Source organism: Sphingomonas nostoxanthinifaciens, assembly GCF_019930585.1.
GTDB classification, from domain to species: Bacteria; Pseudomonadota; Alphaproteobacteria; order Sphingomonadales; family Sphingomonadaceae; genus Sphingomonas_I; species Sphingomonas_I nostoxanthinifaciens.
The window spans coordinates 371,418-386,168 of sequence record NZ_CP082839.1; the positions used below are offsets into that span (position 1 = coordinate 371,418).

Below are 14,751 nucleotides of genomic sequence, written 5' to 3' on the forward strand. Positions count from 1 at the left end.
CGGAACCGTGTCAGACGTTGAAGCGGAACAGCATCACGTCGCCGTCGTGAACCACATACTCCTTGCCTTCGGAGCGCAGCTTGCCCGCCTCGCGCGCGCCGGCTTCCCCGTTGCACGCGACATAATCGTCGAAGCCGATCGTCTCGGCGCGGATGAAGCCGCGCTCGAAATCCGAATGGATCGCGCCCGCCGCCTGCGGCGCCTTCGATCCCACCGGGATCGTCCACGCGCGCGCTTCCTTCGGACCCGAGGTGAAGAAGGTGAGCAGGTGGAGCAGATCGTAGCCCGCACGGATCACGCGGGCGAGCCCGGTCTCGGACAGGCCGAGATCGGACAGGAACTCCGCCCGATCGGCGGGAGCAAGCGTGACGATCTCGGCCTCGATCGCGGCCGAGACAACCACCGCGCCGGCATTTTCCGCCGCCGCCTTCGCGAATACCCGCGCCGACAGGGCATTGCCCTCGGCGGCCGAGCCTTCGTCGACGTTGCAGACGTAGAGGACCGGCTTGGCGGTGAGCAATTGCGCCTGCTCGAACAGGCGCTGCTCGTCCTCGTCGCGGGGCTTGGTCAGCCGCGCGGGCTTGCCGTCGCGCAGCAGCTCGAGCGCTTGGCCGAGTACGGCGGCGGCGGCCTTGGCCTCCTTGTCGCCCTGCTGCGCCTTCTTCGCGAGATTGGGCACGCGCTTTTCGAGGCTTTCCAGATCGGACAGCATCAGCTCGGTCTCGACCGTCTCGGCATCGGCGATCGGATCGACCCGGCCCTCGACATGCGTCACCTCGCCCTCGAAGCAGCGCAGCACGTGGATGATCGCGTCGCATTCGCGGATGTTGCCGAGGAACTGGTTGCCCAGCCCCTCGCCCTTCGACGCGCCGCGCACCAGCCCGGCAATGTCGACGAAGGCGAGCTGCGTCTCGATCTTCTTCGCCGATCCGGCGATCGCGGCGAGCTTGTCCAGCCGCGGATCGGGCACGGCGACCTGGCCGACGTTCGGCTCGATCGTGCAGAACGGATAATTGGCCGCCTGCGCCGCTGCCGTTTCGGTCAACGCATTGAAGAGCGTCGATTTGCCCACGTTGGGAAGGCCGACGATGCCGCAACGAAATCCCATGATGCTCCTTGGTGCCGCTTGGTTTGGGCGTCCCGCACTTAGGCGTTGCATCGCCACCACGCCAGTCGTTGATAAAATCTCAACTCGTCCATGGTAAAGAACGGTTCGTCGCATGTCACGGAACCTATGCTGAGTGGGGCTACGGCGCGGAGCGTCTTATCAATGACCGGGCGCGGCAGGGGTTGGCCGCCGGTCACAGCGACGGGGAAGACGATGCGGGTGTGGCAACTCGCGGCCATTGCGGTCGCGACGATGACGACGCATGTGGTGCCAGCCTCCGCGGAGGTGCAGGCGCCTGCCGGACAGGGTGGCGCGAGCGAGGGGGGCGCTTTCGCATTCACCGCCCTGTCCGGACCGCAGCCTTACGACCAGCTCGATCTGCGCGCCGAGGTGAAGCCGGTATCGATCGAGCCCAAGCCGAAGCTGCGCCGCATCGCCTCGATGGTGGATCTGCTGTCGGACGAGGATCTGGGGCTTCATCTCTCCGCGGGCGTGCGCAAGATGTTCCGTCGTGGGTTCGGCACCTTCAATCCGTTTGCCGCGACGCGCGCGACCAGCCTGATCTACTCGCCTGCCATGGCCGGGCTGCTGCCGCTGCGCGCGCCGGTGCGGCGCAATGCGCCGGCGGTTGCGGTCGGCTGGATGCGCAACATCTCCGCGCATGCATTGATCGGCTTCGACGCGGGTACGACCTTCGATCGCGGGATAGACCAGGCGGTCGCGGCGCTCGGCAACCGGCGCTGGTCGCGTATCGATCCGGTCGCGCAGGCGTCGTTCGCGCTGCGCTTCTGATCGGGCGCCGATCGCGCCTGACCGCGGTCGTCCGGCTTACTGCAGCCGCAGTGCGACCTCGTTCATGAAGCGCACGTCGTCGCGGGCAGCGAGCAAAGGCGCCTCCGCCGCGATCGCGCCGAGCAGGTCAGCGAGCGGATCCATCTCCGCCTTGGCGTAATTGCCGAGCACGTGGCCGGTCACCCGGTCCTTATGGCCGGGATGGCCGATGCCGATCCGCACGCGGCGATAATCCGGCCCGAGATGCTGATCGATCGAGCGCAGCCCGTTATGCCCGGCGGCGCCGCCGCCGACCTTGAGCTTGACCTTGTTCGGCTGGAGATCGAGCTCGTCGTGGAAGACGGTGAGCGCGGAAAGATCGAGCTTGTAGAAGCGCAGCGCCTCGGCGACGGCGCGGCCGCTGTCGTTCATGAAGGTCGCGGGCTTGAGCAGCAGGATGCGGTAGGACCCGATCCGGCCGAGCGCGCTCCAGCCCTGGAACTGCTTCCGCCACGGTTCGAAGCCGTGCACCTCGGCGATGGCGTCGACCGCCATGAAGCCGACATTGTGCCGGTGGAGCGCATATTGCGCGCCGGGATTGCCGAGGCCGACCCAGAGCTGCACGCAGCACTTTCCCCCCAAAAACGTCATCCCAGCGCAGGCTGGGATCTCCAGAGGCGGTGCACGCCCCGTCGGAGATCCCAGCCTACGCTGGGATGACGCAATCCGCTAAGGCGATCAGGCTTCCGGGGTCGCCTCGGTCTCGCCCTCGCCGTCGCTCGACTTGAGCGCGGACGGGGCGACGATCGTCGCGATGGTGAAGTCGCGATCGTCGATCGCCGACGTTGCACCCTGCGGCAGCTGCACCGCCGAGATGTGGATCGACGCGCCGACCTCGAGGCCCGCAAGCGAGATCTCGATCTGGTCGGGAATGTCAGCCGCGTCGCACACCAGCTCGAGCTCGTGGCGGACGATGTTGAGCACGCCGCCGCGCTTGATGCCGGGCGCCTGCTCTTCGTCGGTGAACACCACCGGCACCGCGACGGTGACGGTCGAATGCTCGCCGATGCGCAGGAAGTCGACGTGGAGCGGACGATCGGTGACGGGATGGAACTGGACGTCCTTGGGCAGGGTCCGCACCAGCTCGCCCACGCCGTCGATCATCACGACCGAGTTCATGAAGTGGCCGGTCGAAAGCGCCTTCACCAGCGCCTTCTCCTCGAGGTGGATCGAGAGGGCTTCCTGCTTGTTGCCGTACACGACGGCGGGGACGCGGCCTTCACGACGCATGGCGCGGGAGGCTCCCTTGCCTGCCCGCTCGCGCGTCTCGGCCGACAAAGTGAGCGTGTCGCTCATGGTCTGTCTCCAGTTCGCATTGAGTTGATGAACCCGCCGGCCTCCAGGGATGACCCGGCGGAAGCTGGCGCGCATAGCGAAGGCGGCGGGGAAATGCAACGTGGCCGGGCGGCTTCGTTGGCGCCCGTTCCCCGGCGAAAGCCGGGGGCCAGGGACTCACGTGAGGTGATCGACGAGAGCGGGAGGATTCGCCAGCGATCTCCCGCATTGTGCCGCCGACGAGTCCCTGGACCCCGGCCTGCGCCGGGGAACGGGAACTACTTCGCCTTCAGCGCCGCCTGCGCCGCCGCCAGCCGCGCGATCGGCACGCGATAGGGCGAGGCGGAGACGTAATCGAGCCCGGTCGCCTCGCAGAAGGCGATCGAGGCCGGATCGCCGCCATGCTCGCCGCAGATGCCGAGCTTGATGTCCGGCCGCGTCGCGCGCCCGCGCTCGGCCGCCAGCTGGATCAGCTCGCCCACGCCCTCGACGTCGAGGCTGACGAACGGATCCTTGGGATAGATGCCCTGCTCGACATAGGTGCCGAGGAAGCGCGCGGCATCGTCGCGGCTGACGCCCAATGCGGTCTGGGTCAGATCGTTGGTGCCGAACGAGAAGAAGGCACCGACCTCGGCGATCTCGCCCGCTTTCAGCGCGGCGCGCGGCAGCTCGATCATCGTGCCGACCAGATAATCGAGCGTGCGGCCCTTCTCGGCGAACACCGCGGCGGCGGTGCGGTCGATCAGCGCCTTGATGATCTCCAGCTCGCGCCGGGTCGCGACCAAGGGCACCATCACTTCCGGGATCGGTGCCTCGCCCGTGCGCGTGGCGACGTCGACCGCCGCCTCGAAGATGGCGCGTGCCTGCATCTCGTAGATTTCGGGATAGGTGATGCCGAGCCGGCAGCCGCGATGGCCGAGCATCGGGTTGAATTCGTGCAATTCGGCGGCGCGTCGCTTGAGCTGGTCGACCGCGACGCCGGTGGCGGCCGCCACCTCGTTGAACTCGGCATCCTCGTGCGGCAGGAATTCGTGCAGCGGCGGATCGAGCAAGCGGATCGTGACCGGCAGGCCGGCCATGATCTCGAAGATCTCGGCGAAGTCGCTACGCTGTTCGGGCAGCAATTTGGCGAGCGCGGCGCGACGGCCGGCTTCGTCCTCGGCGAGAATCATCTGGCGCACCGCCGTGATGCGGGCGGCGTCGAAGAACATATGCTCGGTGCGGCACAGGCCGATGCCCTCGGCGCCGAAGCGGCGCGCGGTGCGGCAGTCGAGCGGAGTCTCGGCATTGGTGCGCACCTTCAGCCGGCGCACCTCGTCCGCCCACGCCATCAGCGTCCCGAAATCGCCCGCCAGCTCGGGCTGGACGGTTGCGACCTCGCCCAGCATCACCTCGCCGGTCGCGCCGTCGATGGTGACGATATCGCCTTCCTTCACCTCGCGGCCGGCGACGCGGAACAGTTTGTCCTTCGCGCTGATGGCGAGGCTGCCGACCCCCGAGACGCACGGCCGGCCCATGCCGCGCGCCACCACCGCGGCGTGGCTCGTCATGCCGCCGCGCGCCGTCAGGATGCCCTTGGCGGCATGCATGCCGTGAATGTCCTCGGGGCTGGTCTCGACGCGGACGAGGATGACCGCGACTCCGGCGGCAGCCTGCTTCTCGGCCGTGTCGGCGTCGAACACCACCTTGCCCGACGCCGCGCCCGGCGACGCGGGCAGGCCCTTGGCGATCACGTCGCGCGGCGCCTTGGGATCGAGCGTGGGGTGGAGCAGCTGGTCGAGCGCCGCCGGATCGACCCGCGCCACCGCCTCGTCCTGCGTGATGAGGCCCTCATTCGCCATGTCGACCGCGATCTTCAGCGCCGCCTTGGCGGTGCGCTTGCCCGAGCGCGTCTGGAGCATCCAGAGCTTGCCCTGCTGCACCGTGAACTCGATATCCTGCATGTCGCGATAATGCGTTTCCAGCAGGTCGAACACGCGGGCCAGCTCGACATAGGTGTCGGGCAGCGCCTCTTCCATCGACGCGGCCCTGGCGCCGGCCTTCTCGCGCGCGGCCAGCGTCAGATATTGCGGCGTGCGGATGCCGGCGACGACGTCCTCGCCCTGCGCGTTGATGAGGAACTCGCCATAATAAGCGCGCTCGCCGGTCGACGGATCGCGCGTGAAGGCGACGCCGGTGGCCGATGTATCGCCCATATTGCCGAACACCATCGCCTGCACGTTCACCGCCGTGCCCCAGCCGGCCGGAATGTCGTTGAGGCGGCGATAGACCTTGGCGCGATCCGACTGCCACGATCCGAACACCGCGCCGATCGCGCCCCACAGTTGATCGTGCACGTCGAGCGGGAACGGCTTGCCCCACTGCTCCTCGACCAGGCCTTTATAGGTCGTGACCAACGCACGCAGATCGTCGGCCGACAGCTCGGTATCGAGCGTCAGGCCCTTGTCCTCCTTGGCGATCTCCAGCGCATCCTCGAACGCGCCATGATCCAGCTCCAGCACGACGTCGGCATACATCTGGATGAAGCGGCGATAGCTGTCCCACGCGAAGCGATCGTCGCCCGACACCGCCGCCAGCCCAGCCACGGTATCGTCGTTAAGGCCGAGGTTGAGCACCGTATCCATCATGCCCGGCATCGAGATGCGCGCGCCCGAGCGCACCGACACCAGCAAAGGATCGGCCGCGTCGCCGAAGCGCTTGCCGGTCACCGCCTCGATATGCGCGAGCCCGTTCGCGACCTCGCCGCGCAGCGAATCGGGGAAGGCGCCGCCCTCGTCATAATAACGCGCGCACATTGCGGTGGAGATAGTGAAGCCCGGCGGCACCGGCAGGCCGATCGAGGCCATGCCGTCAAGATTCGCGCCCTTGCCGCCCAGCAGATTGCGGTCGCCGTTGCCGCCATCCGAGACGCCGCCGCCGAAGCGATAGACGTAACGCTCGTCGTGGTCGGTCACGGGCAGGCTGGCCATAGAAATCTCCGGCTGGCTATTTTGCGATGCAATATGGCCGAGATTTCAGAGGGCGTCGAATCTGATAACGCTATCCTTCGATCTTCGAGAAGTCGGCGACGCGATGCACGGCGGCGCGCATGCGGGCGAGCAGAGCAAGCCGCGCTGCTCGTTTCGCCGGATCGGCGTCGTTGACGGTCACCGATTCGAAGAAGGCGTCGATCGGCCCACGCAGCGTGGCGAGCGCGGCCATCGCGCCCTCGAAATCCTCGGCGGCGATCGCGGCTTCGGCGGTAGGCTCCGCCGCGTCGAGCGCCGCGCGCAGCGCCGCCTCGGCCGGTTCGGGATCGTAGGCTGGCACGCCGTGGTCCGGCGCAGGCCGGAGCGGTGCCGGGTCGGACGCAGCGCTTTCCGCCAGCGCTCCGGCCTGCGCCGGGGAACCGGACGTCTCCCACCCCTCCTTCTTCAGGATGTTCGCCGCGCGCTTGTAGCCGGCGAGCAGGTTCGCCCCATCCTCGCCTGCGACGAACGCCTGCAGCGCCTTCACGCGTGCGAGCAGGCGGACAAGATCGTCCTCGCCCCCCAGCGCGAACACCGCGTCGATCAGGTCGTGCCGAACGCCCGCCTCACGCTGCTGGACCTTGAGGCGGTCGGCGAAGAAGTCGAGCAATTCGAACGCAAGATTGCTTGAACCTTGGCTTGCTCTGAGCAATGGCTCGGCCATCGCATCAAGCACGGGATTGTCTCGTCGAACCTCCGCGCGGTCGATCATCAGAAGCGCTAAGTCCGGCTCTTTCGGTGCTGCGTCGCGTGCGGCTTCTATTAGGCTTTCCATCATTGCCGCGCTGCCGCGCACTGCCAACGTTTCTGCACGAAGCAGATTGGAGAGACTGTCTCCAGTAATCTCGACCCAGGTGCTCAATATTGCGAATAAGCGTAGTCGTATGTCGGGTATTATCAGCCTTAACGCGCCTAGCGCCGCTCTTCGGAGTGCGTAAGGATCTCTTGAACCCGTAGGCGTCATTTCCACTAAGAAAAAAGCAAAGAGCGTATCCAGCTTGTCCGCCAAGCTCACTGCCACCGTCACCGGCGCGGTCGGCACGTCGTCGCCCTGGCCGACCGGCTTGTAATGGTCGCGGATCGCGTCGGAGACTTCGCGCGGCAGGCCCTCGGCCGCGGCATAATAGCCGCCCATCACGCCTTGCAGCTCGGGGAACTCGCCGACCATGCCGGTGACGAGATCGGCCTTGGCGAGACGCGCCGCCTGTTCGGCCATGTCGGCCAGCAAAGCCCTCTCCCTTGAGGGAGAGGGTTGGGTGAGGGTGCCGGGGGTAGCGGCGGAGCGCGCCGATTCGTCACGAGCGTCCCCCTCACCCCGACCCTCTCCCCCATGGGGAGAGGGAGTCTGGCCGACGATGCCTTCCTCGACCAGCCACCGCGCGAGCCTGGCGACGCGCTCGACCTTGTCGGCGACGGTGCCGAGCTTTTCGTGGAAGACGATGCGATCGAGCTTCTCCGCCTGCTGGCCGAGCGGAACCTTGAGATCCTGCTCCCAGAAGAATTTCGCGTCCGAGAGGCGCGCGGCCAGCACCTTGCGGTTGCCGGCGACGATCGCCGCACCGCCATCCACCGCCGCGATATTGGCGGTGCAGATGAAGTTGGGCGCGAGCTTGCCGGCGCCGTCCACCAGCGCGAAATATTTCTGGTTGGTGCGCATGGTGAGCTGGATCACCTCGCGCGGCACGTCGAGGAAGGCGGGGTCGAAATCGCCGAGCAGCGGCACCGGCCATTCGGTCAGCCCGGCATTCTCCGCCACCAGCCCGGCATCGGGCACGACGTGGAGGCCCTGCGCCTCGGCCAGCGCGCGCGCGGCGCCCTCGATGATCCCGCGCCGTTCGGCCGGATCGAGGATGACGTGGCAGGCGCGCAGTTTCTCGGCATAGTCCGCCGCCGATCCGATCGTGATCGCGCCCGGATGGTGGAAGCGATGGCCGACGGTGCTGGCGCCGCTGGCGATGCCATCGATCTCGAATGGCACCACCGTTTCGTCCAGCAATGCGACGATGCCCTTGAGCGGGCGCACCCAGCGCAGCGACGACGGCGAGGCGGAGGCCGCGCCCCAGCGCATCGACTTGGGCCACGGGAAGGCGCGGACGATCGCCGGGATCGCTTCGGCCAGCACGTCGGCGGTCGCACGGCCGGGCTTCTCGACCACGGCGAACAGCACGCCGTCGCGCTCGGTCAATTGCTCGCGCGCCAGCCCGGTCTTGCGCAGGAAGCCCTCCAGCGCCTGCGGCGGCGCCGACGCCTTCGGGCCTTTCGTCTCCTCGCGCACCGCCTGCGTCGCCGCGGGCAGCTCGCGCGCGATCAAGGCGAGGCGGCGCGGCGTAGCGTAGGTCTCGACCTGCGCGGGCGCGAGGCCGGCCTTGGCGATCTCGCCCTCGAACAGTCGGGCGAGGTCGGCGCAGGCCTTCTCCTGCATCCGCGCGGGGATTTCCTCCGAAAGGAGTTCGAGCAGGAAATCGGCCATCAGGCGTCCCACCCGTTATGCGTCATCCACGCGGCGCACGCGCCCTTTGCCAGCTCGCGCACGCGGCCGATATAGGCCTGCCGCTCCGCCACCGAGATCACGCCGCGCGCCTGAAGGGTGTTGAAGATGTGGCTCGCCTTGATCGCCTGCTCGTAGGCGGGGATCGGCAGCCCGCGATCGATCATCGCACGCGCCTCGTCGGCGGCGAAGGCGAAGGATTTGAACAGCATGTCGGTGTTCGCCGCCTCGAAATTATAGGCGCTCATCTGGCGCTCATTCTCGAGGAAGACGTCGCCATAGGTCATCGCCGGCCGGCCCTCGGCCGGATCGTTATAGACCAGGTCGAAGATACTGTCCTTGTTCTGGACGTACATCGCCAGCCGCTCGAGCCCGTAGGTCAGCTCGCCCGACACCGGCCGGCAGTCGAAGCCGCCCATCTGCTGGAAATAGGTGAACTGGCTCACCTCCATCCCGTCGCACCACACCTCCCAGCCGAGGCCCCACGCGCCCAGCGTCGGGCTCTCCCAATCGTCCTCGACGAAGCGGATGTCGTGGGTGCGCATGTCGATGCCGATCGCGGCGAGGCTGCCGAGGTACAGTTCCTGCAGGTTCGGCGGGCTGGGCTTCAGGATCACCTGATATTGGAAATAGGCGCCGAGCCGGTTGGGATTCTCGCCATATCGCCCGTCGGTCGGCCGGCGGCACGGCTGGACGAAGGCGGCGTTCCACGGATCGGGGCCGAGCGCGCGCAACGTGGTCGCGGTGTGGAAGGTGCCGGCGCCCATCTCCATGTCGTAGGGCTGGAGCACGACGCAGCCCTGATCGCTCCAATATTTATGGAGCGTCAGGATGAGCGATTGGAAGCTTAAGGGGGCGGGCGAAGCCACGACCGGCCTTTCGATTGGAGCTGGAACCGCGCGTTTGGCGGACCCCCGTGCGGGGGTCAAGGCAAGGTCGGTCGAGATGGCGTTCCGGAACGGGGCTCAGCGCGGGTAGGCATTCGTCGCCACGCTTGCGCGCCAACGCGCCATTTCGGCGCGGTAGGCCGCCTGTGCCCGGGCATAATCGTCGTTGGCGTCCGCCGCCGCCTTGCGCTCGCGATCGTTACGCGATAGGGCGGCCTGATAATCGGCGAGCGCGCGGGCATATTGGTCCTGTGACTGCGACGACGTGGTCGAAGCGCCGGCCCGATTGGCAGCCGCGCGGTTGAGGCGGGTCACGATCGCCTTGTCCTCCGCCTGCAGCTGTGCGGTGGGCGGCGCGCTTTCCGCCAGCGCGGGGCCGGCAACGAGCAGGGTCAAAGCGAGCACGAATCGCATCGACGCCGAGCGTATGGCATCGATGCGACGACCGCCACGCTCGGCGCTTGCGCTTCGTCGCATCGGGCGGCAAGCGGCGGCATGCGCATTGCCCGCCTGCTCGCTCCGCTGCTCCTGCTCACCGCCGCTGCGCCGGCTCCGCCGCAGCCGCATCCGGCGCTGTGGAAGGTCGTGGATGCCGACACCACCATCTACCTGTTCGGCACGATCCACGTGCTGCCGACCGGCTATAAATGGCGCGACGCGACGCTGGATGGGGCGATCGGCGCCGCCCAGTCGCTAACGCTGGAGACGGTGCTGGATACCGATCCCTCGCGCGTCGCAACGCTGCTGATGGGCATGGGGCAGGGCAAGGGCCTGCCGCCGCTCGCCGAGCGCGTGCCGCCGGCCAAGCGCGCGGCCTTGGCGGCGCTGGCCAAGGCGAGCGGCTTTCCGCAGGATGCGCTCGACCGGATGAAGACGTGGGCCGCGGCGATCGTGCTGACCGGCGCGGCGATGCGCCAGATCGACCTGACCGGCGGGCCGGGGGTTGAGCCGCAGCTCACCACCATGTTCCGCTCGAGCAATCGTCCGGTCGAGGGGCTGGAAACGCCCGAGCAGCAGCTCGGCTTCTTCGATCGCCTGCCCGAAGCGGCGCAGCGCGGCTTCCTCGAAGCGACGCTCGACAGCCCCGGCCGCGCGCGCGCCGAGTTCGAGGCGATGCTCGACGCCTGGGCGCGGGGCGATCCGGCCGCGATCGAGAAGAGCTTCTCCGAGGATCCCGAATTCACGCCGGCGCTGCGCGACCTGCTGATACGCCAGCGCGATCAGGCGTGGGCGGTGGCGCTGGCCGAGCGGATGAAGCGGCCGGGCACGGTGTTCGTCGCGGTCGGCGCCGGGCATCTCGTCGGGCCGGACTCGGTCCAGCGCATGCTGGCGGCGAAGGGGTTCAAGGCCGAGCGGATTCAGTAGACACTGCCGTCATCCCAGCGGAAGCTGGGATCTCGTGAGGCGAGTGCCCCCTTGGGAGATTCCAGCGTTCGCTGGGATGACGGAGGAGGGGGCGACGACTGAGCTCAGCCGAACTTGGCGCGATGCTCGTCGACCCGGCCGGCCTCGAGCAACGCCGCCTGCTCGCGCCAGCGCTCCTGCTCGATATAGCCGTGATCGGCGCCCATCCGCTCCTCGAGCGCGGTTTCGTCGGCCGGCGAGAGCGAGGTGATGTCGCTGTAGCGGTAGATCCCCTCGGCGTTCAGCCGGCGCTCGCCGCCGGTGCCGATGCCCTGGATGCGGGCGAGGTCGTCGCGGGTGAGGTCGAGCGTATTTGCCGTGGTCACGGGAGCGGAGACGACTGGCGCAACCACCGCCGGACGCGCCGATTCCAGCGCGACGATGCGGGCATTGGCGGCGTCGATCGCGGCGGCGGCGTCGCGCTGCTCCTCGATGCGCGCGTCGCGCTCGGCTTCGTAGGCGCGGCGCCATTTGGCCCCGCCGGAGCGCGATACCAGCCCCAGCAGCCACCCAAGCACGAGGACGAGGAACAGGATCGCCCACTGGTTGGTGGTGAAGGTGGGCATCGCTTTTTTCTCCGTTGTTACGCGGGAGCAACGCTTGCTCGCAGGCGCCGTTCCGGTCAAGCCGGGGCGCTGGCGACTGCCCGGTAGAGCGCGTCGAGACGTTCGCCGAAGCGCGCGGGCGTGAAACGGTGCGCGTTGACCGTCCCGCGCGCGGCAAGATCGGCGCACAGCGCGTCGTCGGTCGCGATGCGCCGGATCGCCGCGGCGAGCGCGGACACGTCGTGCGGATCGGCGAGCAACGCGGCCCCGCCGGCGGTCTCGGCCAGCGCACCATGATCCGACGTCAGCACCGGTGTGCCGAGCGCCATCGCCTCGACCACCGGCAGCCCGAACCCCTCGGCCAGCGACGGCATCAGCAGGGCACGCGCTTGGCCAATCAGCGCGGTCAGCGTCGCCGGTGGCAGATAAGGCAGGCGCACCACGCCGGGCGTCGCCAGCGCTGCGGCGAGGCTGGCGATCTCCGGCCCGTCCTTGCCCACGATCACCAGCGGCAGCGTGGTCCCGCTGGCGGCATAGGCCGCGCACAGGCGGGCGATGTTCTTGCGCGGCTCGACCGAGCCGACGACCAGCAGGTAGCCGCCCGACACCAGCCCGTCCGGCAGCGGCGCGTCGGCGGGCGTGACGGTCACCGCCTCGCCGCAATCAACGACGCGATCGGCGGGGCAGGCGAGCACGCGCACAATCTCGTCGCGCGCGGCCTGCGACACCGTCACCAGCCGCGTGGCGCTGGCCGCGATCAGATCGAGGATGCGGCGGTGGCGTGCCGCCGGGATCGGCGACAGATCGGGGTGGGTCAGCGGGATGACGTCGTGGACGGTGTAGAGATTGGCCCAGCCCTCCACGCGCAACGGCACCGGGTAGGTCCAGTGCATGATACCCGGCGGGCCCGGGATCTGCACCGGCAGCAGCCGGCGGTGCACGTCGACATAGATCTGCGCCAGGCGGAAGATGTCGGGCGCGATCATGCGGCCCGCACCCGCTGTCCGCGCTGTACGCGCGCCCGGCCACAATGCGCGGGCCCAGCGGCGTTGGCGCATATACCGCACGGGCGGCGCATCGTCCGCCAGGATCAGCGGCGCGTCGGTCAGCGTCGCGATCGCGTCGCGCAGCGCCGCCGCATAGGTGCCGACGCCTGAGCCCGCGCCGGCCAGCATCCGGCTCTCCATGGCGATCGGGCGGGCGATTTTCTGCATGAACCGGCGGCATGGCGGCTTTCGGCGGCTTCGCCAAGCTGCGACAAGGGCGGCGATGGGATTGCGCGCGGGCAGCTTACGGGGCGTGATGCTGTTGCTGCTGCTCGCCGGCTGCATCCCGCGCCCGCGCCACCCGCAGCCGCTCGCGCCGCCCCCCGTCGACGATGCCCGGGCCTATCGCCAGTGTCTGGTCGATCTGTCGGCGATGGGCGCCAAGGTCGATCCGCTGCCTGACCGTATCTATCCCAATGGCTGTTCGGCGACGCATGCGGTGAAGCTGGTCGCGATCGGCATCCCGGTCGCCAATCTCGGCGCGGTGAAATGCGGCCTCGCCCGCCCATTCGTGACGTGGACCCAGCAGGCGGTGCAACAGGCCGCGCGGGCGCGGCTCGGCAGCTACGTCACCAAGATCGAGAGCTTCGGCAGCTTCGCCTGCCGCCCGGTCAACGGCGTCGCCGGCAATCGGCTGTCGGAACATGGCCGCGCCGACGCGATCGACATCGCCGCCTTCGATCTGGCCGACGGGCGACGCATCACCGTGAAGGACGGCTGGAACGGGCCTGACCGCGCCGCCAGCGCCTTCCTGCACGATCTGCACGCCGCCGCCTGCCGCCGCTTCAACGTCGTGCTCGGCCCCGACGCCAATGCGTACCATCACGATCACATGCATTTCGACATGGGCAGCGGTCCCTATTGCCGCTAGAGCCGCGCGCCTTCGCCCGCCCGTCGCGCGGGCATGCCGAGGACCGCATGGCCGACCGCAAGATTCCCGCCCGTATCTTCCCCCCCGCCAAGGACGACGCCGCCGCCGCCAAGGCCGCCGCGCCGCTGCCGCAGACGGCCGACCCGGCCTATCGGCTGGCCTATCAGGATCCCGATTTCCTGCTGCGCGACGATCTGCGGCCGGTGCGCTTCCAGCTTGAGCTGCTCAAGCCCGAGCTGTTGCTGGACGAGGCCGGGATCGGCTCGACCTTCGTCTTCTACGGCTCGGCGCGCATCCCCTCGCCCGAAAGCGCCGACGCGATCGTCGCGGCGGCGGCGACCGACACCCAGCGCCGCATTGCCGAGCGGCTGAAGGCCAAGGCGGTCTATTATGACGAGGCGCGCGAGCTTGCCCGCCTCGCCAGCAACAGCCCGGCGGGCGCCGACGGCAAGCGCCAGTTCGTGGTCTGCTCGGGCGGCGGCCCGGCGATCATGGAGGCGGCCAATCGCGGCGCGACGGATGTCGGTGCCGAATCGGTCGGGCTCAACATCGTGCTGCCGTTCGAGCAGGCGCCGAACGCCTACGTGACGCCGCACCTGAGCTTCAACTTCCACTATTTCGCGCTGCGCAAGATGCACTTCCTGCTGCGCGCGCGCGCCGTGGCGGTGTTCCCCGGCGGCTTCGGCACGTTCGACGAGATGTTCGAGCTGCTGACGCTGGTCCAGACCGGCAAGATGGCGATGCTGCCGATCCTGCTTTACGGCAAGGAATTCTGGACGCGCGTGATCGACTTCGACGCCCTGGTCGAGGAGGGCGTGGTGGCGCCGCAGGACATGGACCTGTTCCGCTATTGCGACACCGCCGCCGAGGGCTGGGCCTATGTGCAGGACTGGTACGCACAGAATGGTGAGCGCCGCTTCCGCAAGGGCCGCGGCGAGAAATAGGGGCTTCGTTCGCCCCAATCCGTCATGCCAGCGCAGGCTGGCATCTCCCGCGGGCCGGGCGCCCTAAGCGGAAGACCCCAGCGTTCGCTGGCGTGACGGATAGAGGAGGGGAGAAGGCCTTACTTGATCGGCTTGGCGCCGGGCGCGCTGCACTTCACGAACTTGCCCTTCGCATCCTTGCAAGGGACGGCCTTGGCCGGCGGGCATTTGGTGAACTTGCCCTTAGCGTCCTTGCACGGCGCGGCGAGCGTCGCGCTGGCCGAACCCAGCAGGATGACGCTGGCGATCAGGGGAAAGATGCGGCGCATGTGGGCTCTCCTCGCGGTTGACCGCACTACTATAGC

Annotated in this window: 14 protein-coding genes; 4 read left to right on the forward strand and 10 right to left on the reverse strand. The window is 68.5% G+C overall.

The window, feature by feature from the left end; genetic code table 11:
* Positions 1-10: 10 nt before the first annotated feature.
* On the reverse strand, positions 11-1,108 hold the full coding sequence (gene ychF / locus K8P63_RS01755; protein WP_223798172.1) for a redox-regulated ATPase YchF: 1,098 nt from the start codon (positions 1,106-1,108) through the stop codon (positions 11-13).
* A 213-nt stretch (positions 1,109-1,321) separates the two neighbouring features.
* Here ychF and K8P63_RS01760 point away from each other — a divergent pair, with 213 nt between their 5' ends.
* Positions 1,322-1,900 (forward strand): hypothetical protein, encoded by a 579-nt coding sequence (locus tag K8P63_RS01760; RefSeq protein ID WP_223798173.1) that lies wholly within the window; start codon positions 1,322-1,324, stop codon positions 1,898-1,900.
* A 36-nt stretch (positions 1,901-1,936) separates the two neighbouring features.
* Here the strand turns inward: K8P63_RS01760 and pth are convergent, their stop codons facing one another.
* From pth to K8P63_RS01790, 6 genes are all read right to left on the reverse strand, one after another.
* Complete coding sequence (pth, locus tag K8P63_RS01765) at positions 1,937-2,503, reverse strand: aminoacyl-tRNA hydrolase (RefSeq protein WP_223798174.1); 567 nt, start codon at positions 2,501-2,503, stop codon at positions 1,937-1,939.
* 114 nt (positions 2,504-2,617) lie between these two features.
* The gene (locus K8P63_RS01770) at positions 2,618-3,235 is read right to left on the reverse strand and encodes a 50S ribosomal protein L25/general stress protein Ctc (RefSeq protein ID WP_223798175.1); all 618 of its coding nucleotides are present in this window, start codon (positions 3,233-3,235) and stop codon (positions 2,618-2,620) included.
* Positions 3,236-3,492: 257 nt separating this feature from the next.
* Positions 3,493-6,183, reverse strand: coding sequence for a pyruvate, phosphate dikinase (ppdK, locus tag K8P63_RS01775; RefSeq protein ID WP_223798176.1), 2,691 nt, complete (start codon positions 6,181-6,183; stop codon positions 3,493-3,495).
* A gap of 70 nt (positions 6,184-6,253) precedes the next feature.
* A complete protein-coding gene (gene glyS, locus K8P63_RS01780) occupies positions 6,254-8,692 on the reverse strand; it encodes a glycine--tRNA ligase subunit beta (RefSeq protein ID WP_223798177.1) in 2,439 nt (812 codons plus the stop codon).
* Complete coding sequence (locus tag K8P63_RS01785) at positions 8,692-9,579, reverse strand: glycine--tRNA ligase subunit alpha (RefSeq protein WP_223798178.1); 888 nt, start codon at positions 9,577-9,579, stop codon at positions 8,692-8,694. The genes glyS and K8P63_RS01785 overlap by 1 nt, the downstream gene beginning before the upstream one ends.
* Positions 9,580-9,675: 96 nt before the next feature.
* The gene (locus K8P63_RS01790; protein WP_223798179.1) at positions 9,676-10,002 is read right to left on the reverse strand and encodes a hypothetical protein; all 327 of its coding nucleotides are present in this window, start codon (positions 10,000-10,002) and stop codon (positions 9,676-9,678) included.
* A gap of 90 nt (positions 10,003-10,092) precedes the next feature.
* Here K8P63_RS01790 and K8P63_RS01795 point away from each other — a divergent pair, with 90 nt between their 5' ends.
* Positions 10,093-10,962, forward strand: coding sequence for a TraB/GumN family protein (locus tag K8P63_RS01795; RefSeq protein ID WP_223798180.1), 870 nt, complete (start codon positions 10,093-10,095; stop codon positions 10,960-10,962).
* A 104-nt stretch (positions 10,963-11,066) separates the two neighbouring features.
* On the opposite strand, the gene K8P63_RS01800 is transcribed toward K8P63_RS01795, so the two are convergent.
* Together K8P63_RS01800 and K8P63_RS01805 are read right to left on the reverse strand one after the other, a co-directional pair.
* Positions 11,067-11,567, reverse strand: a complete 501-nt coding sequence (locus tag K8P63_RS01800) for a hypothetical protein (RefSeq protein WP_223798181.1) — start codon at positions 11,565-11,567, stop codon at positions 11,067-11,069.
* 56 nt (positions 11,568-11,623) lie between these two features.
* Entirely contained in the window at positions 11,624-12,760 is a 1,137-nt protein-coding gene (locus K8P63_RS01805) for a glycosyltransferase family 4 protein (protein ID WP_223798182.1), read from the reverse strand.
* Positions 12,761-12,848: 88 nt separating this feature from the next.
* On the opposite strand from K8P63_RS01805, the gene K8P63_RS01810 reads away from it, so the two are divergent.
* Positions 12,849-13,463, forward strand: a complete 615-nt coding sequence (locus tag K8P63_RS01810; RefSeq protein WP_223798183.1) for an extensin family protein — start codon at positions 12,849-12,851, stop codon at positions 13,461-13,463.
* A 47-nt stretch (positions 13,464-13,510) separates the two neighbouring features.
* Positions 13,511-14,407 (forward strand): LOG family protein, encoded by an 897-nt coding sequence (locus K8P63_RS01815; protein WP_223798184.1) that lies wholly within the window; start codon positions 13,511-13,513, stop codon positions 14,405-14,407.
* 119 nt (positions 14,408-14,526) lie between these two features.
* On the opposite strand, the gene K8P63_RS01820 is transcribed toward K8P63_RS01815, so the two are convergent.
* Positions 14,527-14,715 carry a hypothetical protein gene (locus K8P63_RS01820; RefSeq protein ID WP_223798185.1) on the reverse strand — a complete coding sequence of 63 codons (189 nt, stop codon included), beginning with the start codon at positions 14,713-14,715 and terminating at the stop codon, positions 14,527-14,529.
* Positions 14,716-14,751: the final 36 nt, after the last annotated feature.

Coding starts and splice junctions, on each gene's coding strand:
- ychF (WP_223798172.1), bottom strand. CDS start 1,108: ATGGGATTTCGTTGCGGCATCGTCGGCCTTCCCAACGTGGGCAAATCG.
- K8P63_RS01760 (WP_223798173.1), top strand. CDS start 1,322: ATGCGGGTGTGGCAACTCGCGGCCATTGCGGTCGCGACGATGACGACG.
- K8P63_RS01770 (WP_223798175.1), bottom strand. CDS start 3,235: ATGAGCGACACGCTCACTTTGTCGGCCGAGACGCGCGAGCGGGCAGGC.
- ppdK (WP_223798176.1), bottom strand. CDS start 6,183: ATGGCCAGCCTGCCCGTGACCGACCACGACGAGCGTTACGTCTATCGC.
- glyS (WP_223798177.1), bottom strand. CDS start 8,692: ATGGCCGATTTCCTGCTCGAACTCCTTTCGGAGGAAATCCCCGCGCGG.
- K8P63_RS01795 (WP_223798180.1), top strand. CDS start 10,093: ATGCGCATTGCCCGCCTGCTCGCTCCGCTGCTCCTGCTCACCGCCGCT.
- K8P63_RS01800 (WP_223798181.1), bottom strand. CDS start 11,567: ATGCCCACCTTCACCACCAACCAGTGGGCGATCCTGTTCCTCGTCCTC.
- K8P63_RS01805 (WP_223798182.1), bottom strand. CDS start 12,760: ATGCAGAAAATCGCCCGCCCGATCGCCATGGAGAGCCGGATGCTGGCC.
- K8P63_RS01810 (WP_223798183.1), top strand. CDS start 12,849: ATGCTGTTGCTGCTGCTCGCCGGCTGCATCCCGCGCCCGCGCCACCCG.
- K8P63_RS01815 (WP_223798184.1), top strand. CDS start 13,511: ATGGCCGACCGCAAGATTCCCGCCCGTATCTTCCCCCCCGCCAAGGAC.
- K8P63_RS01820 (WP_223798185.1), bottom strand. CDS start 14,715: ATGCGCCGCATCTTTCCCCTGATCGCCAGCGTCATCCTGCTGGGTTCG.